Here is a 22,945-nt window from a genome sequence, read left to right on the forward strand (position 1 = left end):
TTGCTAAGGAGCTTATACTATCTAACATTACCAACAAGTTTTTATAATTAGTTAATGTTTCTTTATCTTCAACTTGAATACCAGATTTAAAAAATGTAATATTCCCTGTTCCATCGGTAATTTGACTACTTGATTCGAGAATTCGTTTTAAGTTTTTGGCTGTTCCAATACTTCCAGAGATAATGTCCACTTCTTCGGGAAATATACCCTTTATGATTTTTTCAAAATACGGGAAATGGGTACATCCAAGAACGATTGTTCCGTATTGCTTTAAATCAAATTGAGATAGCTCTTCTTTTAAATATGGTACAACTTTCTCTTTCCTAAATTCGAAGTTCTCTGCGAATTGGACAAGCCCAGGAAGAGGTAGACTATCAACAATATCGTGATTGTCTAAACGTTTGACAAGGTTATGAAACTTTTCCTCTCTGAGAGTCAGGTTAGTCGCCAACACTAATACCTTTTTTCGTTTTCCTTCGCAGCTTTGCATAGCAGGCTTAACTGCGGGTTCAATACCCAAAATAGGGAAATCATACTTTTGGCGAAGGTCATCCACTGCGATACTAGTTGCAGTGTTACAGGCAATTACTAATGCTTTAATACCTTGATTAGCCATAAAGTCAACTGCTTTAAAAATATATTCCCTTACCTCTTCTTTGGGTTTTTCACCATATGGAACATGTAAGGTATCTGCATAAAATATGTAATCTTCATTTGGCAAAAACCTCAATGCTTGATGAAGTACGGTCATTCCACCTATTCCAGAATCAAAAAAACCTATTCTCACTACTTTCACTTTCTTTCCTATATTAATCACTTAATAGAATAACATTTTTTATTAATTTTTGTTATTCTTTATTATTGAACTAAACTCAGTGTTCGTTAAAAATGAGGAATCATTAATATTTTCACACAATTTACCAATACAGGCCAAAAAAAAGAAGTGCGATTTCAGTTGTGAAATTGCACTTCTTTTATAGTTGTTATTATACTTGTTTTTATACCTGCGGGTACCTCGAAAGAGAACAGCTTAGGCTATGGCGATCCCTTTTTCTAATTATGCCAATGGGAAATAAATCATTTATACTTGATTCAATAGAAGGAAGGTTTTGGTATTGGATATAGAAAAATATAAGCTGATTAATCAAAGTAATTGTGAAAAACCTAATTATAAAATAGTTGGTAATGAAATATATTTTGATCTTTATGTTAGCCCTGATAAAGAAGTGTGTATTGTATGCAGTTAAGCACCTTTTTGACCGATTTTATTCAATAAATGGTTTTTATTTTTTCTTATTTTATCAAACAATAATTGAAAGCTATATAAAAGCCAGGCTCTAAATTGAAGAAACAAAAAATGCTGGAATGGATTTATTCTGACTAATGAAGCTATTCGAGTTCGTTTTAAAATTTTTAATCCCCAAACATCAAATAAAATATGAACTACGATATTTGTAAGTAGATATAAAGGAAATCTACTGTACGTCAATTTAAGAATCCAGAGTGCTGAAAGAAAGAAAGGACCAAATACAAATGCAGTGTCACCACTTATTTTAGGATTTACTTTTGTACTAAACAACCACCACCTACGCTTTTTACCTATCGTGTATAAGACTTTTGAGATGACACTAATTAAAATAGTGGCGGGTAAAAATCTACTTATTGTTCTTCGACCTAAAAGAGGGAAGGAAAGCCAGGGTAGAACAAACAGTAATATTAATAGGACCTTTGGTTTCTTCATGATACACCTCTAATTTTCTCATTAAGCAAATTAATGAGCGCTTAGTTTTATCCAATATATTTTATCCGTAAAAATGAAATCCATACAGACTACAAAAATCCCCCCAGAGGGTATTAAAGTAACGGGACAGTTTAGTTTAATAAGGAGTATCGTCAGTGTTATACGGACTTTAACTCTAAGAAAAAAAAGGTTCCCAAGCCACGCTTGGTGAACGTTTATCTACTTTATTCCAAATCGTTAAATATTTTTTTGTGTAATTCATTATTATAAATTTATTTCATAGTATACTGGGAATCTTGTTACAAAAATATACATAAGGAGTTTAGCAATGGAAAAGTGGGATTTATATGATCAGCATCGTAATAAAATAGAGAAACAAATAACTCGTGGAGATGAAATGACATCAGACGAGTTTCATTTAGTAGTACACGTATGTATATTTAACTCAAAAGGAGAGATGCTCATTCAGCAGCGGCAGCCCTTTAAGCAAGGCTGGTCGAACCTTTGGGATATCACTTGTGGTGGTAGTGCGGTTGCAGGCGATACAAGTCAGCTGGCTGCTTCAAGAGAGTTATTCGAGGAGTTGGGGATTCATTATAACTTTGAAAAGATACGTCCACAATTTACTATTAACTTTGAACGTGGCTTTGATGATTATTATTTAATTGAATATGACCTTGATTTGAATGAATTAACTTTACAGACTGAAGAGGTACAAGCAGCCAAATGGGCTTCTAAAGAGGAAATCTTAAAGCTAATCGAACTAAAAAAATTTATACCTTATTATGAGAGTATCATTGCATTTCTTTTTGAGGGTCGAAAACATTATGGCTCTATTCGTCTTTAAATGAAACGTGCAAGGAATCAAACATATTCATTCAATAAAACGTTCTCAAATAAAAGTTTGGATACGTACCTAAAAAGAAGCCACGAAAACTGTCAAATCAAAATAGATTGTAAAGTATTGTACTTAAAGTAATGGGTGCGTTTCTACGATAAGTGGGGACGCATTTTTCTTATTGAAGTAACGGGGCAGGTTAGCTTCTAGTAAAATCACAATAGGCTTCCAATAAACACTCGTGCTCTCCATGGCAACATGGGTACAATTATGTTGTTTAATCCAGTCAACCAACTGTAATAGAAATACAGTTTTAGTAGAGAACGTGTGAATCTCCTTTCCTTCAGGGGTCAAAATACAGGCAGTAATATTGTCTTTATGGACATCCATACCGCATGCTCTTTCAATGACTACTTCCATTGAAAACATCCTTTCTACGGCTCACAATAATATTGGAGGCTGGTGCAGCAACCAGAATAGGATTAATCTACCATTTGTGCTTCCCGTATGGGAGCGACAGTCAGTGGTGCACCGTGGTCGTTGGAGTCAGACTAACGGATGGGCTCTAAAGCACCATAGTTCATCGACCTTCCTCTCCAGCCGTAGAATCAGTATTGACGGTTTAAAAGCATTTTTTTTAGCGATTCATGGATGGCTACCGGGAACTTTCAAAGTCTGCCCAATATAGAGTACATCACTTGTGAGGCTATTTAATTTTTTAATTGCATCAACGGTGGTATTAAATCTCTGTGCCAGTGACCAAAGTGTATCCCCTGATTGAACGGTATATTTAACTGGAATATTATTTCTGATACCCCAATATGAATTATATAATGCATTCCAGGTTGATGCATTTACGATCCCGTTCGCTGTCAAGCCCACCGTCTTCTGGTATGCCATAACAGCGTTAGCTGTCTCGGTTCCAAAAATACCGTCCGGTGTCACATCGGGAACAGTGGGGTAAAACTCACTAATAATACTTAGTATATATTGCAGTGTGATAACATGGACACCCATCGAACCCACCTGAAGAACTGAACTTGGTGGGACCGTTCCTATGCCCAAGTTCGTACCTTCACTTTCTAGACTGGCAAGCTTTGCTATTGCAACGTAAACATAAGAGATTTTAAACCATGGTGCTTTTCCAACGATGGCATCGGAAGTTAAATTAAAAACACTCTGGAATTCCAAGACCGCAGCCTTCGTACTATCACCAAATTTACCTACTTCATCAGTAATAAGTGGAATAGCAGGGTAGTTTTTCCTAATTCTGTTTAAATTGTTCTGAATGACCTGCACATCTAGTCCTGTACTGCCTAATTGAAGATTAGTACCTGGAAATCCTTCAACGATCCCGGTAATGATATTGGTTTGTGATATTTCAATATCATCAGGATAGTAATAGCGCAATATTTCCATTGATGACATGCTTTGATTGGCTAAGGTTACCGTACCCCATTGGGATAGTCCCTCGCAAGTTGCGGTCGTGCCATTACAAAAAGCCGTAAAAAATGGCGCAATTTGACCTTGTCTTCGAACGTATTGGTTAAAGATTTTATCTACAATTTGGCTAATGGATTCATAAATAGTGCGTCCATATACAAAATATTGGTCGTAGGCGGTACTGTTTGTGATATCAAAATTAAAACCTCGGCTTCTGTACCACTGTGTAAACACTCTATTTAAAGCAAATGTGATGATGGCATAAATATTTGCCTCTAGCGCCGCCGGTGGCCATGTTGGATAAATTTCGCTACTCGCAGCATTTTTAACATAATCGATGAAGGGAACTTGTACGTTTGAAGCGTCTTCGGTAGGTGTACCAAGGTGTACAGTAATTGGGTTTGGAATAATGACTTGTCGAAGTATACGGGGCTCAACGATTGGTCCTACTTGATTCCGGGGTTCTGTCATTTGGACCGCATGCTTTCCGATAATGAGAATCTGCTTGATAGGAACCTTTTGGCCTGCTTGCATTGGAATCAATACTAAAGGTTGAATGGCTTTCTCACCGTCAAATATTTGAACGTCAGCAATATGCAAGGAATTATAGCCTTCCTTTTCTGCATCTAGAATATAATTAGAATATGGATTACCTTTATAGTTCGAATCCAATGAAAATTTTCTATCTACTGCTTCTAAGGAAATTGTTTTGGTTTTTCCATTCTGATCCGTGGTTAGTTCGTAGAGTAGATTACCTTTTGGATTTCTGATTCTGATTCGTACTCCTTCTAATGGTAACGCATCATTGGCAGTGCGGGATTGAACCGTTAAATAACCAACACCCATTGTTAATAATCACTCCTTTAAATTAAAAATAGATGATCATCTAAGATTAATATATATGCCTAATCACCCAGAATGTTTCAATAATTTAGAGGAGAGGAAAGAAGTAATAAGGTAACTTCTTCTCCAATATGATCTTGTAATATTCTCACAGTTTACTTACCTATGCCTTTATTTTGATAATTTTTATTTACAGCTAAATCTGACAGATAACAATTATAACAATAATCGGTCATAGCCCTAGCGACACCAACGAGTTGTTCATTATCCCAAGCTATAATCAGAACATTAGAATTATCAATCATTGCTTGAAGTCTCTTTAAATCATCAGATGGTCTTTTAATACCAGATGTTTTAAAAACATTTGAAAGTTCCTAAGCTTTAATTGTTTCATTTATTTTATAAGTAATTTGACTAACTGTTTCCATATGTCTCCCTTATTGGATAGTTGAAATAATTCTATCATTTAAGATTTTCTTTCAAGAAAGCTTTTGAAATTTATCTAATTTCTTCTTCAGCAAAGGCAATAAGAGTGGACGAATTCTTTCTTATTGAAATAACGGGGAAGGTTTGTTCAATAAAAATTCATTCAATGTAAGTCAAATAAATGCTATGATTTAGAAAAAAATGGGCGGGGAGAAAGAATAGCTGAAACAATTTTTAACCATTCCCCCTTTGAATTAGCTATTATTGGGGAAGAAATTTCTGGCTATACAAACCAAGATGAAATTACTCTTGAAGACGTAAAAAAATAACCTCTATCTTACCAATTCGTTTACAAAAGCGTCTGGGAATACATGTACAAGGGATGGAGCTAACAAACCAATTAAGGTTATTCAGCTAAAAATTTTCCCCTTGCCAATGTGCGGAAAAAGCGAAATTAAATGAGATTGTGATGAATTGTACTTAAGCTAACGGGGGCTTTTGTTTAACGGGGGGCGAATATAGAATAAGAACATGCCTTAATCTAAGTAGCAGGATTGGTGCCTGTTCTAAGGGGGATGCGTTAAATGAATAAAAAACGAACATTCATCATTGTTAGTATCTTAATATTGTTTCTGATAATTCTTCCGGTTACAAAACCGTCCGCAAATTCTTTTAATGACTGGTTAACCAAAAAGTATGATATAGATTGTAACGGAAGAGAGTGTTTATCAAAATCTAATGCAAAAAGTTATAAAGTTGTAAGTAAAGAAACTGATAATTATTTTTTATTCAATAAGACAGAGATAGAGTTACAGATTGAAGATGGTGGTTTCGCATTTGTTGAAGGAATAGGGGTTTTAGGAGGGTTTATCCCTTTTACTTATAAACCATACTACGAAAAATAAGTTTAGGGCGATGGTTTATAATCACCGTTTTTTTACTTTGATTATTTAAGTAGATTGTGAAATATTTTACTTAAACAGACGGGTGCAAGAGTTGAAGCTCCAGCTGCCTTTTTTGACGGCTTTTCTTATTGAAGTAACGAAGCAGGTTAGTAAAAGAAAAAAACTTCAAACTATTATATGTTAAAATATAGGAAAATTGACAAGAGAGGAGTGGAGGGAAATTTTACCGAGGAAAATAATATCAGCATCAGTTTCTGCTACTATCTTTGCAATTATTTTAGGATTAATCAATCCTAATCCTTTTGGTGATATAAGTGTTAGTTCAATATATAAATATTTATTTTCTTCTATTTCGATTATCCCAATTTATATTATGTATAGCTTTCCAGCAATTTTAATTTATGGTGTTATTACATCGATTATTAGTGACAAGGTTGGAGAGTTTATATCAATCAAAACCAAAGTAAAAAAGGCAGAAATAATTGTTTCAGTAGTTTTGCATATGGTTTTCGGTCTAATATTGTTTTGGTTAAGCCTTGGGGCATCTGTGTTATTTTTTATTACGGATAGAATAATGAGAAGACTTAATAAACAGTACGAATGGATGGAAGCAATAAAAAGTATGGCAATTCCTGTGTTATCGTTTCTAATACTTATGGGAATTGTTTGGGCTAATGATATTTTCTTAAACTAAAGGGGATTCTTCAAAGGAGGTTGCCTATTCACTTTCTCCAAAGGAGGATTGTGAAATACTGTACTCAAACTACCATGAAAATTAACTTCTGTCAGATCCGAAAAATGGCAATACTAAAATAGACGCAGCTCATTCATTTTTTTAAAAAGGCTCTTTTCGTAAAGATTGTGGTTTTTGATACAAGTTACATTAACAAATGGTAGTATTAGTAAGAATAGTGATATAATTTATTATTGAAAGGGAGATGGCTATGAGAAAATCTGGTATCATATCAGTTGCTGTTTTTTTAATTTCTTTGATGGTGTATGCTGCGTGGTTTTTTAACGAAGATTTATTTTCAAAATCAACAATGGTAATAGTAGTTGTACTGCCGATTATTGAAATAATTACTGCCTTCTTTACTAAGAAGAAATTTCTTAAAATAGTGGGGTTACTTGGGAATTCACTTGTGCTTTTATGGGCTGTTGTAATTCCATTTGCTTCTACTCTATTTTGGAATACGCCATAAAACGATTGCGTCGCTCCTAACTGAAGCGGCTTTTTATTATGCTCTTCTTAACATTTCAACAGTATTAACCTTTGATTTTTGACAAGCTGAAAATTGTTCTGATTTTGATAGTTCGCTGAACTCTTCATAGATGTCTAACAAAATAGTTGAAAGCCTCCCGAAACCGTATTGTATCAACACTCTATTAGTTTGGTCAAGAAAGCAACAATCTATGCGAAAAGAGCCTTTAAAAAAGAGCAGAGCGCCTGATCCAGGTGTTAATGGACACTGAATAATAGATTAAGATGCTTCAGTAATTGTCACCGTATAACCTAAGTTCTCTAGTCTTCGAACCGAATGGCGTACAATAGATGCTTGTTTTTGTTTATCAAAATAATCTTCGCCTAAGTCAACGTACATTTCTTTTCTGGTTAGAAGGTAATATGCGATTCGCAACATCGCATGGGCGACTACAATTGCTGCCTTTTTCTTTCCTTTTCGTCCAGCTGTGCGTCTATACAGCGCACCGAGATAGTTTTTTGACCCTCTTACAGATTGAGCTGCTTCTGTTAATGCGGATCTTAAATACTTATTTCCCTTTTTTGATCTGCTAGATTTCCTTTTACCTGCGCTTTCATTGTGTCCAGGGACCAAGGCTGCCCATGAACACAAATGTGCGGCAGTCGGGAATTGGTTTCCAACGTCCGTACCGATTTCAGCTAAGATTTGTTCAGCCATTCTTGTGGCGATACCAGGGATGGAATCGAGTCGTTCTATATCTTCTTGATAAGTGCTTACTCTTTTAGCTATCTCTTGGTCTAACATTTCAATTTGCTCTGTTAGAAAATCAATGTGAGTTAAAATCGTTTTTAACATTAAGCGTTGGTGTGGGTTAACATAACCCTGAAGTGCCAATTCAAGTTCTTCTTTTTTCTTTTTCATTGTACGACGAGCGAAGTTTGCTAGTTTTTCAGGATCATCTTCACCATCTGCGATTGCTCGAAGCATATCTTTCGATGAAACACCCATAATATCAGATACAACAGAACCTAGTTTGATGTTGGCTCCTTCTAAAACCTTTTGAATCCTATTATGTTGTCTGGCGCGTTCTTCAATGATACTCCGGCGATAGCGTACAAGTTCCCGCAGTTCTCGTTGATTCCGATCAGGAATGAAGCTTGCTTTCAGTAATCCATAACGAAGAAGTTGGGCTATCCATTCGGCATCTTTAACATCCGTTTTGCGTCCCGGAAGTGCCTTCATGTGTTGAGCATTTACAACTAAAAACTCTATTCCTTCGGACTCTAATAAGTTAACAATAGGTTTCCAATAAACACTTGTGCTTTCCATAGCTACGTGAGTACAACTATTCTCCTTAATCCAGTCCAATAACTTTAATAGAAAAACCGTTTTAGTAGAAAATGTTTGAACCTCCTTTCCTTGCGAAGTCATAATACATGCAGTGATGTTGTCCTTATGGACATCCAATCCACACGCTCTTTCAATGATTACATCCATTGAAATCTTCCTTTCGAGGCCTAAAAATTGGAGGCTGGTGCAACAATCAGAATTAGGATTAATCTACCATGAGTGCTTCCCGTAAGGGAGCGACAGTTTGTGGTGCACCGTGGTCGTTGGAGTCAGACTAACGGATGGGCTCTAAGGCACCATAGTTCATCGACCTTCCTCTCCCAGCCTTAGAACAAGTATGGACGGATTCAATACATTTTCATTCTTTGTGGTGAAGAGCTGGTTTTTAGCGATTCATGGATGGCTAACGGGGTGCTTTAGTGAAAAAAAAGACTGTCTTTTTGACGGTCCTTTTTTTGGTGAGATTAACACAAATACATTTTTGTAAAATGTCTGCTACTTATTTATAGAGTTATTATTGCTCTAATCATCATTTTTGGATGCTGTTTTGTCATCGACTTCAGCCCCCTCTACAATCTGGTCACCAATGGCACCACCTGAAACACCGCCTATTACAGTACCAATTAGTCCAAATTGAGCGCCTATCATAGCACCCGCAACGGCTCCATTAAAAGTTCCCGCTGCTGCTGCTTCACCAAAGTCATTCGCACCTTGATTAGCATTACTACCAGCTTGATTGTTGCCACTTTCTTCTACATTTCCTCCAAAGTTATTGCGTTCGTTACTCTGATTCATTTACTCACTTCCTTGTTTAATAATGGGGAATATGATAATGATGACAGCACACCATCCTAAACATATACTACCCAGCTGAAGTAGTTTTACTCACTATATGTTCGTTCAAGATAGGGTTGTCTTATCGGCAGCCATTTTTTCTTGTTTAACTAACGGGTCGATAATCCAAGAAGGATTATCGTTTGTTTTTGTTGAAGTTATTAAGCTAACGAAGCAGGTTAGCACAATAAAAAGAAAACAGCTGAGTGTAAATATATCTTTACACTCAGCTGTTAATTTTTTATAATCAATGTAAAGATATCTTTACTCCTTGCTTGGAGGGTTATTAATGAAAGTGATAAATCATATTCGGGATATAAGAATAAAGAAGGATATAACACAGGTGAAAATGGCTGAAGATTTACAAATTACACGTCAAACAGTGAATGCGATTGAGAAGAATAAATATAATCCCAGTCTAGAGTTGGCTTTAAAATTAATAGAATATTTTGATGTACCAATTGAGGAATTGTTTTATTTAGAAAAATCAAAGGGTGATGAGTGTGAATAATAAAATCAAATTTATACTTATTTGGGCATTTATAATTGGATGTGCATGGATAGGTGGTTTTTTAGGAATTTATATTAGTGGGAAAGAAACTGGTGAATTCAGTTACGATTCGGCTATTCCAATGGCAGTAGGTACAATCTTGGGTATTATCATCTATTTATTTTTTTCTAAGTGGAATAAAAAAAGAAATGGAAATGTTCCGGAGTTTGATGAACGAAGTTTAATACTGATGAAACGTTATTTTTTGATTGTACTTTATGTTGTACTTTTTGGTAGTGGAGCTGCTTTATTAATTCTATATTCAATGGGTGTCTACTTAATTGAAACGGGAATGTTAATCGTTTGCTTGATGTTTTTATACATAATAATTGGTGTAGGAGCTTTTATAACAAAGCGATTATAAAAATGCATTTACAATCTTATTAAACTATAGACGTTTAAAGTAAGTTTGTGAAAGGTTGTACTTAAAGTAACGGGTGCGAGAGTTAAAGATTGAGACCGCTGTGGCGGTCTTTTTCTTCTTGAAGTAACGAAGCAGTTTAGTTAAAGAAGGGTATAAAAAGAAGGAGCATTGACACATAACAAAAAAGACCCTTAAATGGGTCTTAAAATGGTTTGATCAAAGCTAGGATGAAACCCTAAGTTATTTTTTTTATAAAGGAACGTGTCCCTGATTTTGTACGTTAACCTTGATTCGATTGAAATTTGGTATTTCGCTTCTTTAGGACTATTTGTTTGATTCTTCTTGTTTTTGAGAACGGACGAACAAAAGTGCCAATACAACACCTATGAACGCAACTATACCAGACCACAAAAATGCTTGTCGAAAACCTTCATTTAAAGCGGTAATCGGGTTTCCTGCATCACTAGAGGCAGTTGTAGCCCCAGCAATCGCAACCATGATGGCTAGCCCCAATGCTAAGCCAATCAGGTAAGTAGTATTATACAATCCAGATGCAAGGCAAGACTCCTCTGTTTTAGCATTGGATACTGCGGCTGTGGTAGCTGGCAGATAAGCAAGGGCGTTACCGAGAGCGGCTAATAGTAATGCTAAAAATACACTTGACTAATAACTTCCATTTACTGATGTGTTAAGGTAGAACAATATTCCTGAACTACCGAGAATAAAAAACCCAATAACCATAGTAATCTTCAATCCGAATTTCTTACGTGTTCGCAGATGAACTGTAATAGGAAAGGTCAAGATGACCTTTCCTAATTTTTTGAGAATATCACTAGATACAGTCATCTCTAAGTTCCACTCCAGGATAGTATTTCGTAATATTTTAACAATAGGAAAAATTCAACTTTTATTTGGGTGGAAAAACTGGTAATATAAACCTAGATTAGACCATTGTGTTTTATTGTATGATTAATCTTTCCAGGGTGAGTGTAATAACAATTCACAGTAATTTTTTTGTTTATAGTTCGGTTCAAAGAATTTAATGACATCAGAATTCATATTACCATAGGTGGTTTCTGGTTTGTGCTTAAAACCTTCATAGAAAGCAGGAATCATATCTTGTTTGAAATTATTACGTGGGAATGCTTTTATAATTTCTTCTCTTAAATCAACTGGAAATTGTTCAAAACCTTTCCCAACAACATCTAAAGATACACCTGAGTTCAGTAATGATACTTCAGATTCTTTATGTTCCGCTATACCAACTGTTGTATGCAATGCCACTGCATCCCAAACAAGACGGATCGACTCTTCTGGAACTTGATAATGTAGCAAAAAGCTTCTTGCAGCATTTGCACCATCTACTTCAAATCGTAAATCTGGACTACTATACTCCTTTGTTAACCCTAAATCATGGAATAATGCACTGATATATAGTAATTCTAAATCAAATTTCTTATTAGCCCTTTTACCAGTAATGGCACCAAATAGAAATGCACGATTTGAATGGTTCCATAATAAATCACCTCCGTGTTCCCTTAAAATATCTTGTGCATCCCTTGCTAATATATTATCCGGAATTTTAATACCTGCTACTTCATTAAGCATAATCTAAAACACCTTTCTAACTTAATAGTCTCTTCTAAAGAAGGAAAATCTGTTTCCTGCATATCCGCAAAGACAATATGTCCAGTTCTTGAAAGTGTTAGAGCTGTAAAAACACCAAATCCACTTGAAGCTCCTGTTATACCTTATAACTTTTTTTCTTTACTAGTCATTATCATCCCTCCTTATTTTAATTATGCAAGTCCGCCACTTAAAAATATAATCTGTCCATTATTCCAACGTCCCCTACACTTTTTTTATTTATAACTTTATTGCAGGGGGCGTTTTATGGAGTGAAACCTATGGCTTTTTCTTCAAAAAATTCACAGTCTAACCTAAGACCATAAAATCATTCCTCATAAAAATGCTTAAAACCTTCCTCCAAACTCAAATCTGCTGTCTCCCAAACCTCATCTGCGGACAAAACATTCGTCCCTTGCGCACGCACCAAATCAAACTGACTAAATCCCATAATATTAGTAAACACCTCTTTCAAATAATTGGGCGCAAAATCCAACGCAGTATAACGATCATTATTAGTATAAATCCCACCAGAAGCCATCATCAAAAGCAACCGATAATCATCCGTCATCAATCCCACAGAACCAGATTCAGTATACTTAAAAGTTTCACGAGCAATTAAAATATTATCCATATAATCTTTTAACCGAGAAGTAATATTAAAATTATGCAATGGCGTTGAAATGACAATACGATGATGCTCCTTAAACTGAGCCAAAAAAGCAGCAGATTGTTGTGCAATAACCGTTTCAACTGGACTCAACATCTCCCCAACTCGCTGTTTATCCCAAATAGCTAGCAACCCATCGGCTTCAATTCGCGGAATATTCATTTCATAAAGATTAATAACGGTCAGTTCACCATCTGAGAACTTCTCCCTATATTTCTCCACAAATTTCTCTTGCAATTGAACAGAAAAATGAATGTGGTTTGTAAAATCTGGGTGTGCATTAATAAGCAGTGTTTTCATATAAAATCTCCTATATTTTTGATATACTTAGTGTACTATCAAAAGGTGACAATATACGACACCATTATGCTGAAACGGAGAATATGAAACAATCAAAATTGAGCTTCAAATTTATGAATTGTTTTATCGAAATGGCATTTGGTTTTGTAGTGCTTATGATATGAACCAAAAAATGTGGGGGACTTATCGCTGTGATTATATGTCTGATTGTGAGATTCTTGAAGAAATTGAACATACCTACTCAATGCAAGAGCTGAAGAATTTTCGAGAGGAGTATGAGAAGAACTATCATAAAATCCCTTTTCGTGCCCGATTAACTTTATTTGGAAAAGAGTTATTTTTGAAGCATCATTATCCGAATATGGTGTTGGAGGAGCAAGATGGTGCTGCTTATTTGACTGGTGGTTATAATGAGGAAGAACTGGGTTATATGACGCATTATCTTTGTTCTTATGGAAAGCATGTGAAGATTGAATTTCCGGAAGAGCTTAAGGAAAGCTATCTTCGGCAGCTTGAGGAAATAAGGAATCAGTATTAATAATTGAGGTATAGTCTTTTGTCGGATTAGAGGTAATCAATTTGGTTAAGTCGATTACTGTATTTCTAGCCAAAATCACCCTTCAGACATTTTTGATAATGGTCTTAGAATCGACTAATACATGTTGACTAATATTGATAATCCTCATCTTTTAAGGTGCTCATTACTTTTACCATTGAAAAGGCTTTTTGGAAGTCTGACACCTTGTTATCCAGGTCCGCTACCATCACATCACCAGTGACATACTGTACCAATCCTTTTTTCACTTGGACTAACTCATTTCAAATTAAGAACATAAGTGTTGAGAAGTTTAGAGAGAGTATAAGGTCTATGGTAGAAGCATTTAAAGAAGAGATGAGGCGTGATACTATATCATCACATTAATTCGTATAAATATTAATGAATCCTGTATATTGACAGCTTTTTTCTTATCCGAAGTTCTGCCATAAATAGATATTGTGAAATATTGTACTTAAACTAACGGGTGCAAGAGTTAAGGATTTGGCTGCTTAATACGGCAGCCTTTTCTTATTTAACTAAAGGGGCAGGTTAGTTAAAGAAGGAAAATCATTTTCAATGAAGAATGTAGTAAATGTAATCAAAAAACAGATAAGTGTCCAATTTAAAATGACCGTCATTTGAGGGTCTTTTTTTAGTTAAGAATTTTTTATTTAACATTAAAATCTTGTAACCTTTTCTATTGCTCGAACGATTAATAAATGAATACATAACGAGGGGGGAAAAGATTGCCAAATTTTGAGAACTTAGAAGACAGGATTATTGAAACCTATCGTCATCACTATTTAGATGTGTATCGGTTTCTTATTTGCTTTACAGGAAATCAAAATGATGCAGAGGACTTGACTCAAGAAGTGTTTATTCGTGTACTTAACAATTGGTCTAATTTTAACACCGGCAATTTAAAGACATGGATTTTTTCAATTGCAAAACATGCTGCCATTGACCATCACAGAAAAAAGAAATTTAGTTCAATATTTGGGGAAGGATTTTTCAAACAAATCGTATCCACTGAAAAGAAACCTAATGAATTAATCGAACAAAACGAAACCAAAAAGCTGGTTCATGAAGCAATTTCAAAGTTAAAACCAAACTTTAGGTCGGTAGTCATACTAAGAGGCATAAACGAATTTTCAATAAAGGAGACATCTGAAATCCTTCAATGCAGTGAATCAAAAGTCAAGGTAGATTATCACAGAGCCTTAAAAGAACTTAAGAAAAAATTAAACATTGATGCTGGGGAGGTTATTGGAAATGCAAACTGATAAGGATTTATTTGACCTAATTAAAGAAACATATCCACTCAACCCTAGAGAAGATTTTGTATTAGATACTTCTAATAAACTTAGACAAAGTGCAAGGAAATTAAATAAAAAAAGAAGAATTAAACAATTTTCTTTCGCCTCAACCAGTATTGCAATATGTCTTATAGCAATATCATGGTTTTTCTTCTATGGTGGAAAAGACATATTTACCAACAATCTTTACTCTTCCCTTGGAGATGAAAATTCGTCTTCTTCAGTTAAGGAGCAAGAACCTTTAGTTTATATATATCAATCACACAATTTAGAGTCATTTTTCACAGAAGTTAAAACTGATGATGCCAGTCAAGCATTTCATGATACTAAAAATATTACATTAGTTGGAGAGAGATTAAGCCAATCATTGTTAAAGAGAGGTATTAATTCCATCCAAGATAAAACCAATTTAATGACAATTCTAAAAGAAAAAAGCTTACCATCTAGCGAAACATATACTGTCTCAAGAGAACCATTAAATGCCGCCTTGGAAAACAATAAGAGCATTAAAATGGTGTTTGATATACACAGGGATTCTAGAAAAAGAGGTGAAACAACCATTAAATTAAATGGAAAGGATTACCCTAGGATTGCGCTTATTGTATCCCGTTCAAGTATTAATTACGAAGATAATTTTAAGTTTGCTGAACTCCTCCATAATAAGATTGAAGAAAAATATCCTGGTTTATCGAGAGGAGTCTTTGTTAAAGACAATCCACCGAATCAAAATACTTATAATCAAGACCTTTTTGGAAACTCAGTTTTATTAGAAATTGGTGGACCTGGAAACACATTGGAGGAAGAATATAGAACAGCTGATGTCCTTGCGGAGGTAGTTCAAGACATACTTAAGAAACCCATTAAATAAACATAGGCTATTTTTCTAATCCAGCTAACGGGGTGCAAGAGTTAATGATGGGGATGCTGCGGCGTTCCCCTTTTCTTTTTGCACTAACGGTGCAGGTTAGTTTAAGTGAAAAACTTTACAATACTAATGATGGATCTACTAATTAGCACTAGATTTAATTACTGTTGAATGGAATGGTAATTCTATATACTTACATATGATAAAATGGAATAAATTGATCGGAGGAGATAATTATGAATATTAATCAAATTGGACCAAGTCGAGAAGGATAGCGCCTACTGGTCTAAAAACTGCGTGTTTCCTTTACAAAGGGAGGAAGCTATAATTATGACACAATATGATTTACTTGCATTAACTTGTAATTCAAAGGAACAAATTGAAGACGTAATTCTATTGGAGCAAAAGTGTAAACAACATGATCAAATCAATATCAGTGCAGGAATTGAGCATCTCGTAAAGGAAAATGGAGATAAAGGTCTACTTTGCTACTACAATAATGAGATGATTGGGTTGTTAAGTTGGTATACCTCTGACGGCATTTCAGCAAATATTAATGGGATGGTGAATCCTGATTACCGTCGACAAAGAGTATTTTCTAGCTTATTAACACGAGCAAAAGAAGATATTAAGAAACAAGGAATACAAAAACTCATCTATCGGGTTCACAGTGGGTCCCTTTCAGGATTAAAATATGTTGAGTATCTGGGCGCAGAATTTGACAGATCCGAATACTTAATGCAACTATCCCGTTTGCCATCCTATAAGTATTCTCGCGATTGTGGGTTGCTTATATACTCTATGCAACCACAAGATTTCGAATTTGTTATTTCATGTTCATCACTGGCCTTTGGAGACTCAGAGGCATGGACTCGTGAATATTTTACCAAGACAAATGAGCCCAACCGCACAACATATATTGCCTTGTCAAATCATGAAAGAGTTGGGCTTATAAGGATTAATCATTTAAATGATACCACGTCTATCATTCATGACTTTTGTGTACATCCCTCTTACCAAGGAAATGGGATTGGGAAAGAAATTCTTTTGAATACAGTGGAAAAATTATTAGAAGAAGGTTATACGAATATCAAGTTAAGTGTCGTCACAGAAAATCATCATGCTTTAAATCTATATCGTAATGTAGGATTTGAGGTTACTTCCGAGCTCCAATATTTCATTGGTACGTTATAAAACTTTTTTGTCTATAACAGTATGCGAAATATGCTCCTTTTATTAAACTGCCATTTTGGAAAAGTAGAATTTAATATCCTTATGCAACTAACGGGTGCGAGAGTTAAAGATTGAGACCGCTGTGGCGGTCTTTTTCTTCTTGAAGTAACTGGCAGTTTAGTAAAAGAAGGAATACATCATTTTTGTAGAGAATTTAAATGCTTATAGAATCAAAGAAGGTGGGAGACTAATGGAGTTTTTGCCAATTGATATTAGCAAACACAAGGAGTATGTTATTCCTTTTCGTAGAGATTCTTTCATTATTAGTTTTGGTACAGATAAAGATTTTGGGGATGATAACCAGTATCTCGATTGGTTGCAACAACAGTCTTCAAGAAACCCTAAAGGCTTTGTGTTAGTTGTTGAAAACAATGTACCAATCGGTCAACTCGAACTAACTATAAAGGAATATGAAGGAAAAGAAATTGGCTTTGTCAATCTGTATTACCTTATTCCTGAAAAACGAGGGATGGGTTTAGGTTCCCATTTAAACCACTATGCGATTACATTCTTTAAACACAATAATGTTAGTGAATACCATCTTCGTGTTTCTCCAACGAATAAACAAGCCATTGCATTTTATACGAAAAATGGAATGAAGCAGATTAAAACTGAGATGGATGGTAAAGTTGTTAGAATGTTAGGGAATATTTAAAGATTACCACCTTTTTTATTAAAAGATTGTGAAGTGTTGTACTTACACTATCGGGTGCTTTAATCGAATAAGAAGCCAAGGACTACTGTAAAAGTGGTCTTTAATTTTTATTCGTATGAAGAACATTAGTTCGTATATAATAAATGTAAAGGAGGCGAATTTATGTCATTACGTGATCATGGGAGGGTTAAATGGCAGGCAGCATTTCAATTGCCTGAATTGGCAAAGACACAACGTAACTTTTGGCGGGGTACTGAGCGGATAAGTAAACCGATAATTGATGAAAATGAGGCATAAGAGTTTGACCTTCGCATAATTTACTCAATGGAATACGGTCATGTTGTAACACTAAAGATATGGAATGACGGATTTTCTTCGGATATAACTGGTGCTGTTCATTACGTCGATCCTATTTCAAATGAACTGCGGATTGAAGTAGAGCCTGGCAAATTTGAGAAAGTGGCGTTAGACAATATTGTCGGAGTGAAGGTCGTTAATTAGGCAGACAGTATGTCGAGTGAAGTGTTTATTTTTTTCTTCTTATACTAAAGAGTTCAAGAGATAAAGATCGGGCTGTCAATACGGCAGCTTTTTCATATTACACTAAAGGGACAGTTTAGTTGAACAATCGTCATTAGCATTTTTTTCAACAATCGGGCCATTTAATAGAATAAGGATTATTGATCTACCATGCAAGGACGATATTTTATTTTTCTGGGGTAAATAAATCTATAAAGAAATTTTCTCTAGTTTATTGATGAAAAATTATTGTTGACAATTTCTATAAAATACCTCACTCTAATAATGAGTAAGTTACTCACTCATTAACTAAAAAGGAAAGAGGGCATGTTTGAATGAGCCAAATTAATATCCTGCGAGGAATCGTTTTACGAAAGGAAAATCAAAGAAAGAATGCTTAAAGAGCTTCAAATCAGCACAGCTAAAAGCATCGTAGAAGGCTGTTACGTTAAAATTGGCGGTATAGATCAGTGGATCACGATTCGTGGCGAGAATCGGAACAACCCCGTTTTGTTATTGGTTCATGGCGGTCCGGCTTCCACTTGTTACGTTCATGGGAGAAGCACTTCATTGTCGTTCAGTGGGATCAGCGTGGAGCGGGAAAGACTTTTGGTAAGAACGGTAAAGACGGAAGCGGAGCCATCACTTTCGACCGTCTTGCGGAGGATGGGATAGAAGTAGCTGAATACTTGCATGATAAACTTGGTCATCAAAAGGTCATTCTTATTGGAAGTTCTGTGGGCAGTCTGATTGGTATCATGATGGCAAAGCTTCGCCCAGATCTTTTTTACGCCTATGTCGGCACTGATCAGAATGCTCCAGATTCACAAAATCTTTTGTATACATTATCAGTCAACGCTTTCCGTGGGGCAGGCAATACGAGGGGTGTTCGGCTGCTTGAGAAAATGGGATCTGATCAATCCCAATGGAGTTGTAAAGATTTTGACAGGAGGAACCGACTTCTCGTTAAAACGATTAAGGATGTCCCCAATATGATTACAGACTTAATTTTGCCATCTATGCTCTCCTCTCCGGAACATAAAATACGTGATATGATAGATATTTTTAAAGGTATGAGTTATTCCCTTGACCATCTATTTGATGAATTAATAAACTTTGATTTTAAAAAATACGGTATGCAATTTGAGCTGCCAGTTTTTATTCTTCACGGAGATCATGATAGTATCACTCCAACTGAACTGGCTAGGGCTTATTACGATGAGATTGAAGCCCCTCATAAGGAGTTTGTACTTATCAAAAACGCTGGACATCTTGCGTGTTTTGCCCGACCTAATCAGTTTCTTGAGGAATTGATCAAGAGAGTACGTCCATTGGTCCCAACGTCTATCAACTAATGGTAAAAGCAAAAGTTCTCTATATTAATGATATAATGAATATGACATTTATAGATACGGAGGTTGGAAGGGTGTCTCCATTAAACAGACAGCAGCAGCTTGATCAAATCCGTGACGAACGTAGGGAGCAGATAAAACAAGCGGCACTTAAAATGTTTGCCCGCAGAGGATATACAGGAACGAAAACGAGCATGATTGCTAAGGAAGCTAGCATTAGTGAAGGATTAATTTACCGTTATTTCAATTCTAAAGAGGAACTTTTCATCACTCTTGTCCAAGAATTGATGGAAGAAGCAAGAAGGGAACTCGATAATGTCGGGTATTTACCGGGAACACCTTTTGAACAAATTAGAACATTAACGAAAAACATGCTTGATAAGGACAAAATGCATGCCTTTATGTTAATGGAACGTGCCCGAACGGCTGATGATGTTCCCGAAAAGGTCACAAAGATCTTTGGAGGAGTATCAACAAACGTTCTGATTGAACCAATTATTCCTATCTTCGTTAAAGGTCAGGAATCGGGTGAATTTTCGCCAGGCGAACCCCGAAGGATGTTGTCATGGTATTTTACCGTCATCAACAGTCTTCTTACTCAAGAAGAGATTGATGAAGAGTATGGGTTACCAGATGTGGATGTGTTATTACGCATTTTGACAAAATAATTTCCAAAGAAGATTTTGGTATTTAATACCTTTGTTCTTCCATTATCGGGCGCTTTTCTTTCGTAAGAAGGCGTCTTTTTTATATGCTCCTATAGGGTGCTTTACTCGAAGATCTGGCTGCCAAATTGGTGGCCTTTTCTTATTGAACAAACGGGGCATGTTAGTAAAATAAGACCATATAGCAAGAACGATCTATGAGAAACTTAGATCGGTTTTTTAATTAGGTAATATCATGAAGATAGAAACGAAAAAGCCAAAGAAGAATGAAGCAAAGCTATTCTTCAACTGACTTAAAGGAGCTAATGAGAGTAAATAAACCTGTCTATAACAAGGTATTGAATATTGACGTATGAATGGGTAACTTGTTACTCGTTCCAGGCCATTGTATAACCTAAAAGAGTCACTGTATAACTAAACAGTTGATTTTAAAAATAGTGGACTCTGTCGCAAAAACAGAGCAATTTTTAAAGGCTTTAAAGATCAAATTTATTTCTGATAACGTAAGAAGTAACTCTTAGCCTTTTCGTTATGGATTTGAAAAATAATCTTATAAAAATGGCATTCAGATACTGGAACATTATCAATTTTTCCTAAGAAACTATCTATCTCTTCTTTGGAAACAAAATAATCTAAGTATAGACCAAGTAAAATCTTTATGAAATGAAATTGAATGAATAGATGAAGATCGTCAATTCCATTCATCAAATTTGAGTAATCTTGAAATACCTTTTCCGCTTCAGATATATTGTTTAGGACTAGCAGACTTTGAATTCTATTGAAATACAAATCAGCTAGTTCTTTTTGATAGACCAAATCACTAAAGTTCATATACTTTGACAATTCTTCTGAAATCTTATTATAAAGCTTGAAGGATTCTCCCATTTTTTTCTCTGGTATCGAAAGCAGAACTAGTTTAGCTAGTTTAATTTCATTTAACGTCCAAGATTTGGTGATTTCTAAATTTGAAATTATTTCATTCAAGGGATCTCTAGAAAAGTTGTAAAAATTACTATTTGTAATCAGTACCAAAAGATATGCTTTTGATGCTAGGTAACGAACTTCTCTTATACTACTTGTGTAATATTCTTGATAAATACTAAATAATTCCTCAAATTTACCTTGCTTGTAATAATCATCAATCTTTTTTTCAAGTTTCTGAGTATCAGATAAATCCATCTGGTTATAGAAGTATAGAAATTCTTCAAAAGAAATATTTAAGTTTTGGAGAAGTCCATGAAACTTGTCCACACTAACAGAGTATTTGTCTGCTTCAAAATCACTATAAAACGATTTTGAAACTACACCAGTATATAACTCTTTTTGAGATAGCCCTTTTTGTTTTCTTATACTCTTCATTGTGGCTCCGTACATAATTTCTCCCTCCCAAATTCCTGTATACAGGAATTTTAACAAATAAAAGTAGTAAGCTGTATGATAAATTAAAGAAAATTTAGTGTGGGAGGGTTCATAATGATTAAAAAAAATTCTTACCTGGTGCTTATTCTGTATAGCGTATTCTTGACTTTTACGGTGTCATTCTTTTCCGCTATATCTGTGATTTTTAATGTCAATGAGAAAGGTATGATACTATTTCAAATTCTTGCTTTTTCTCTCATGGCATTCTTTTTTACAAGACAAATTATTAAGAGCGATACTCCGCTTAAGAAATTAGGCTTCTCTATAAAAAATATTGACTATCGAATTTTTATCATGTTAGGGATTATTGTATTAGTTCAACCAATTATGTTAGGAATAGACTTAAATATTTCTTTATCAGTATTTCTGCTAACCGTTGTGCAGATGATTTTAGTTGGATATACAGAGGAACTACTTTTTCGGGGGCTCTTTTTCCTAAAATTAAAGGATAAAGGTACAGTTTTGTATGTTATATTTTCTTCTCTTATTTTTGGCCTTTTGCATAGCGCAAGTGCCTTTAATCCAGAGACTGGTTCGATATTAGTCATTCTTCAAGTAGTACATGCTTTTTTACTAGGTATTATTTTTGCCTTAATTTTTTTCTTAACGAAAAAGATATTGGTAGTGATTTTAGCCCACTCGTTCTTTAATATCTTTGCGAGCATCTCTAATCAAGTTTCACTTGAAAGAAATGTTTACTCTGTCATTGTATTATCTATTCTTTATGTCTTTTGTATTATAGTGATTGTTATTATTCGAAAAAAGTTGAATTGTGTCAGTTCTTTTAATAAAAGTAAATCATCTGAAATTGGAAATTAAATTGAAGGCTATAAAGCAAGAAACCCAAAATAAAAATAAAAATCAAAAGGATAGGATATATCAGAATAACTATATAGTTTATCATTTTCTGTGGTGGAGATATTAGTTATTGGTTAATAGGTTATGTTATTGGATTTTTAGTCAAGTTTTTATAAACTATCAAAAATCTGACGTAAAAATTTTTTCAACCAAAGGGGCCTTGCATTAAAGATCAGGGTTGTCAACAGGGCAGCTCATTCTTTTTGAAAAAGACGGGAAAAAAAAGTTAATAAATGAAGGGAGTAGAGGACCTTCACGATATATCCAATTCAATCACAAATCCAATTGATTAATGCACATCCTTGAAATAACAAGTGCAAAAGTTCAAGATCGAGCTGCTATTTTGGCGTTTTTTTCTTATTGAAATAACGGAGCAGTTTAGTTGAATAAGAAATGCTCTATTTTATTGAATAATAGAGGTATTATGTAATAA

The 22,945-nt window shown here is 34.8% G+C and carries 26 protein-coding genes and 2 pseudogenes; 16 read left to right on the top strand and 12 right to left on the bottom strand.

All coding sequences use genetic code 11. The features are described from left to right. Together murI and G6554_RS23165 are read right to left on the bottom strand one after the other, a co-directional pair. On the bottom strand, nucleotides 1-787 hold a 787-nt coding region (gene murI, locus G6554_RS23160; protein WP_166246350.1), incomplete at its 3' end, for a glutamate racemase. A gap of 456 nt (nucleotides 788-1,243) precedes the next feature. Further along, nucleotides 1,244-1,741 carry a hypothetical protein gene (locus G6554_RS23165; RefSeq protein ID WP_166246312.1) on the bottom strand — a complete coding sequence of 166 codons (498 nt, stop codon included), beginning with the start codon at nucleotides 1,739-1,741 and terminating at the stop codon, nucleotides 1,244-1,246. Nucleotides 1,742-2,069: 328 nt separating this feature from the next. On the opposite strand from G6554_RS23165, the gene G6554_RS23170 reads away from it, so the two are divergent. Next, nucleotides 2,070-2,588, top strand: a complete 519-nt coding sequence (locus G6554_RS23170; protein WP_166246314.1) for an NUDIX hydrolase — start codon at nucleotides 2,070-2,072, stop codon at nucleotides 2,586-2,588. A 192-nt stretch (nucleotides 2,589-2,780) separates the two neighbouring features. Here the strand turns inward: G6554_RS23170 and G6554_RS23175 are convergent. The 3 genes and pseudogenes from G6554_RS23175 to G6554_RS25830 form a co-directional block, all read right to left on the bottom strand. Next, nucleotides 2,781-2,999: pseudogene (locus tag G6554_RS23175) on the bottom strand (IS110 family transposase); the annotation flags it as partial. Nucleotides 3,000-3,224: 225 nt separating this feature from the next. Continuing rightward, nucleotides 3,225-4,868, bottom strand: coding sequence for a peptidoglycan-binding protein (locus G6554_RS23180; RefSeq protein ID WP_166246316.1), 1,644 nt, complete (start codon nucleotides 4,866-4,868; stop codon nucleotides 3,225-3,227). A gap of 152 nt (nucleotides 4,869-5,020) precedes the next feature. Next, nucleotides 5,021-5,209 (bottom strand): GNAT family N-acetyltransferase, encoded by a 189-nt coding sequence (locus tag G6554_RS25830; protein WP_347564344.1) that lies wholly within the window; start codon nucleotides 5,207-5,209, stop codon nucleotides 5,021-5,023. A 666-nt stretch (nucleotides 5,210-5,875) separates the two neighbouring features. On the opposite strand from G6554_RS25830, the gene G6554_RS23190 reads away from it, so the two are divergent. The 3 genes from G6554_RS23190 to G6554_RS23200 all read left to right on the top strand — a co-directional run bounded on the left by G6554_RS23190 (nucleotide 5,876) and on the right by G6554_RS23200 (nucleotide 7,398). Further along, nucleotides 5,876-6,196 carry a hypothetical protein gene (locus G6554_RS23190; RefSeq protein WP_166246318.1) on the top strand — a complete coding sequence of 107 codons (321 nt, stop codon included), beginning with the start codon at nucleotides 5,876-5,878 and terminating at the stop codon, nucleotides 6,194-6,196. Nucleotides 6,197-6,392: 196 nt separating this feature from the next. After that, complete coding sequence (locus tag G6554_RS23195) at nucleotides 6,393-6,890, top strand: hypothetical protein (RefSeq protein ID WP_166246320.1); 498 nt, start codon at nucleotides 6,393-6,395, stop codon at nucleotides 6,888-6,890. 250 nt (nucleotides 6,891-7,140) lie between these two features. Next, a complete protein-coding gene (locus G6554_RS23200) occupies nucleotides 7,141-7,398 on the top strand; it encodes a hypothetical protein (protein ID WP_166246322.1) in 258 nt (85 codons plus the stop codon). Nucleotides 7,399-7,677: 279 nt separating this feature from the next. On the opposite strand, the gene G6554_RS23205 is transcribed toward G6554_RS23200, so the two are convergent. Both G6554_RS23205 and G6554_RS23210 read right to left on the bottom strand, forming a co-directional pair. Then, a complete protein-coding gene (locus G6554_RS23205) occupies nucleotides 7,678-8,895 on the bottom strand; it encodes an IS110 family RNA-guided transposase (RefSeq protein WP_166246324.1) in 1,218 nt (405 codons plus the stop codon). Between the two features lie 375 nt (nucleotides 8,896-9,270). Then, on the bottom strand, nucleotides 9,271-9,543 hold the full coding sequence (locus G6554_RS23210; RefSeq protein WP_166246310.1) for a glycine zipper 2TM domain-containing protein: 273 nt from the start codon (nucleotides 9,541-9,543) through the stop codon (nucleotides 9,271-9,273). Between the two features lie 328 nt (nucleotides 9,544-9,871). On the opposite strand from G6554_RS23210, the gene G6554_RS23215 reads away from it, so the two are divergent. Both G6554_RS23215 and G6554_RS23220 read left to right on the top strand, forming a co-directional pair. After that, nucleotides 9,872-10,093 carry a helix-turn-helix transcriptional regulator gene (locus G6554_RS23215; protein WP_166246326.1) on the top strand — a complete coding sequence of 74 codons (222 nt, stop codon included), beginning with the start codon at nucleotides 9,872-9,874 and terminating at the stop codon, nucleotides 10,091-10,093. Next, a complete protein-coding gene (locus G6554_RS23220; protein ID WP_207627731.1) occupies nucleotides 10,080-10,496 on the top strand; it encodes a hypothetical protein in 417 nt (138 codons plus the stop codon). The genes G6554_RS23215 and G6554_RS23220 overlap by 14 nt, the downstream gene beginning before the upstream one ends. 324 nt (nucleotides 10,497-10,820) lie before the next feature. On the opposite strand, the gene G6554_RS23225 is transcribed toward G6554_RS23220, so the two are convergent. The 3 genes from G6554_RS23225 to G6554_RS23235 all read right to left on the bottom strand — a co-directional run bounded on the left by G6554_RS23225 (nucleotide 10,821) and on the right by G6554_RS23235 (nucleotide 13,092). Further along, complete coding sequence (locus G6554_RS23225; RefSeq protein WP_166246330.1) at nucleotides 10,821-10,994, bottom strand: hypothetical protein; 174 nt, start codon at nucleotides 10,992-10,994, stop codon at nucleotides 10,821-10,823. A 471-nt stretch (nucleotides 10,995-11,465) separates the two neighbouring features. Continuing rightward, entirely contained in the window at nucleotides 11,466-12,104 is a 639-nt protein-coding gene (locus tag G6554_RS23230; RefSeq protein ID WP_166246332.1) for an HD domain-containing protein, read from the bottom strand. Nucleotides 12,105-12,450: 346 nt separating this feature from the next. Continuing rightward, entirely contained in the window at nucleotides 12,451-13,092 is a 642-nt protein-coding gene (locus G6554_RS23235; RefSeq protein WP_166246334.1) for an FMN-dependent NADH-azoreductase, read from the bottom strand. A 160-nt stretch (nucleotides 13,093-13,252) separates the two neighbouring features. On the opposite strand from G6554_RS23235, the gene G6554_RS23240 reads away from it, so the two are divergent. Beyond that, nucleotides 13,253-13,630, top strand: coding sequence for a WYL domain-containing protein (locus tag G6554_RS23240; protein WP_481747933.1), 378 nt, complete (start codon nucleotides 13,253-13,255; stop codon nucleotides 13,628-13,630). Nucleotides 13,631-13,758: 128 nt separating this feature from the next. Here the strand turns inward: G6554_RS23240 and G6554_RS23245 are convergent, their stop codons facing one another. Beyond that, nucleotides 13,759-13,896, bottom strand: a complete 138-nt coding sequence (locus tag G6554_RS23245; protein ID WP_166246336.1) for a hypothetical protein — start codon at nucleotides 13,894-13,896, stop codon at nucleotides 13,759-13,761. 480 nt (nucleotides 13,897-14,376) lie between these two features. On the opposite strand from G6554_RS23245, the gene G6554_RS23250 reads away from it, so the two are divergent. From G6554_RS23250 to G6554_RS23280, 8 genes and pseudogenes are all read left to right on the top strand, one after another. Continuing rightward, nucleotides 14,377-14,913, top strand: coding sequence for an RNA polymerase sigma factor (locus G6554_RS23250; RefSeq protein WP_166246338.1), 537 nt, complete (start codon nucleotides 14,377-14,379; stop codon nucleotides 14,911-14,913). Continuing rightward, complete coding sequence (locus G6554_RS23255; protein ID WP_166246340.1) at nucleotides 14,903-15,814, top strand: stage II sporulation protein P; 912 nt, start codon at nucleotides 14,903-14,905, stop codon at nucleotides 15,812-15,814. The genes G6554_RS23250 and G6554_RS23255 overlap by 11 nt, the downstream gene beginning before the upstream one ends. A gap of 327 nt (nucleotides 15,815-16,141) precedes the next feature. Continuing rightward, nucleotides 16,142-17,005, top strand: coding sequence for a GNAT family N-acetyltransferase (locus tag G6554_RS23260; protein ID WP_166246342.1), 864 nt, complete (start codon nucleotides 16,142-16,144; stop codon nucleotides 17,003-17,005). A 229-nt stretch (nucleotides 17,006-17,234) separates the two neighbouring features. Beyond that, entirely contained in the window at nucleotides 17,235-17,699 is a 465-nt protein-coding gene (locus G6554_RS23265) for a GNAT family N-acetyltransferase (RefSeq protein ID WP_166246344.1), read from the top strand. 162 nt (nucleotides 17,700-17,861) lie between these two features. Beyond that, entirely contained in the window at nucleotides 17,862-17,996 is a 135-nt protein-coding gene (locus G6554_RS26115) for a hypothetical protein (RefSeq protein WP_278187269.1), read from the top strand. Nucleotides 17,997-18,008: 12 nt separating this feature from the next. After that, nucleotides 18,009-18,200, top strand: a pseudogene (locus G6554_RS25835) (YolD-like family protein); the annotation flags it as partial. Between the two features lie 488 nt (nucleotides 18,201-18,688). Next, a complete protein-coding gene (locus G6554_RS23275) occupies nucleotides 18,689-19,573 on the top strand; it encodes an alpha/beta fold hydrolase (protein ID WP_347564343.1) in 885 nt (294 codons plus the stop codon). A gap of 71 nt (nucleotides 19,574-19,644) precedes the next feature. Continuing rightward, the gene (locus tag G6554_RS23280) at nucleotides 19,645-20,238 is read left to right on the top strand and encodes a TetR family transcriptional regulator (protein ID WP_166246346.1); all 594 of its coding nucleotides are present in this window, start codon (nucleotides 19,645-19,647) and stop codon (nucleotides 20,236-20,238) included. Nucleotides 20,239-20,724: 486 nt separating this feature from the next. On the opposite strand, the gene G6554_RS23285 is transcribed toward G6554_RS23280, so the two are convergent. Next, a complete protein-coding gene (locus G6554_RS23285) occupies nucleotides 20,725-21,609 on the bottom strand; it encodes a helix-turn-helix domain-containing protein (RefSeq protein ID WP_166246348.1) in 885 nt (294 codons plus the stop codon). 99 nt (nucleotides 21,610-21,708) lie between these two features. On the opposite strand from G6554_RS23285, the gene G6554_RS23290 reads away from it, so the two are divergent. Beyond that, nucleotides 21,709-22,473, top strand: coding sequence for a CPBP family intramembrane glutamic endopeptidase (locus tag G6554_RS23290; protein WP_166246349.1), 765 nt, complete (start codon nucleotides 21,709-21,711; stop codon nucleotides 22,471-22,473). The last annotated feature ends 472 nt before the right edge of the window (nucleotides 22,474-22,945 follow it).

This window comes from Bacillus sp. MM2020_4 (genome assembly GCF_011250555.1).
Classification (GTDB): domain Bacteria; phylum Bacillota; class Bacilli; order Bacillales; family Cytobacillaceae; genus Neobacillus.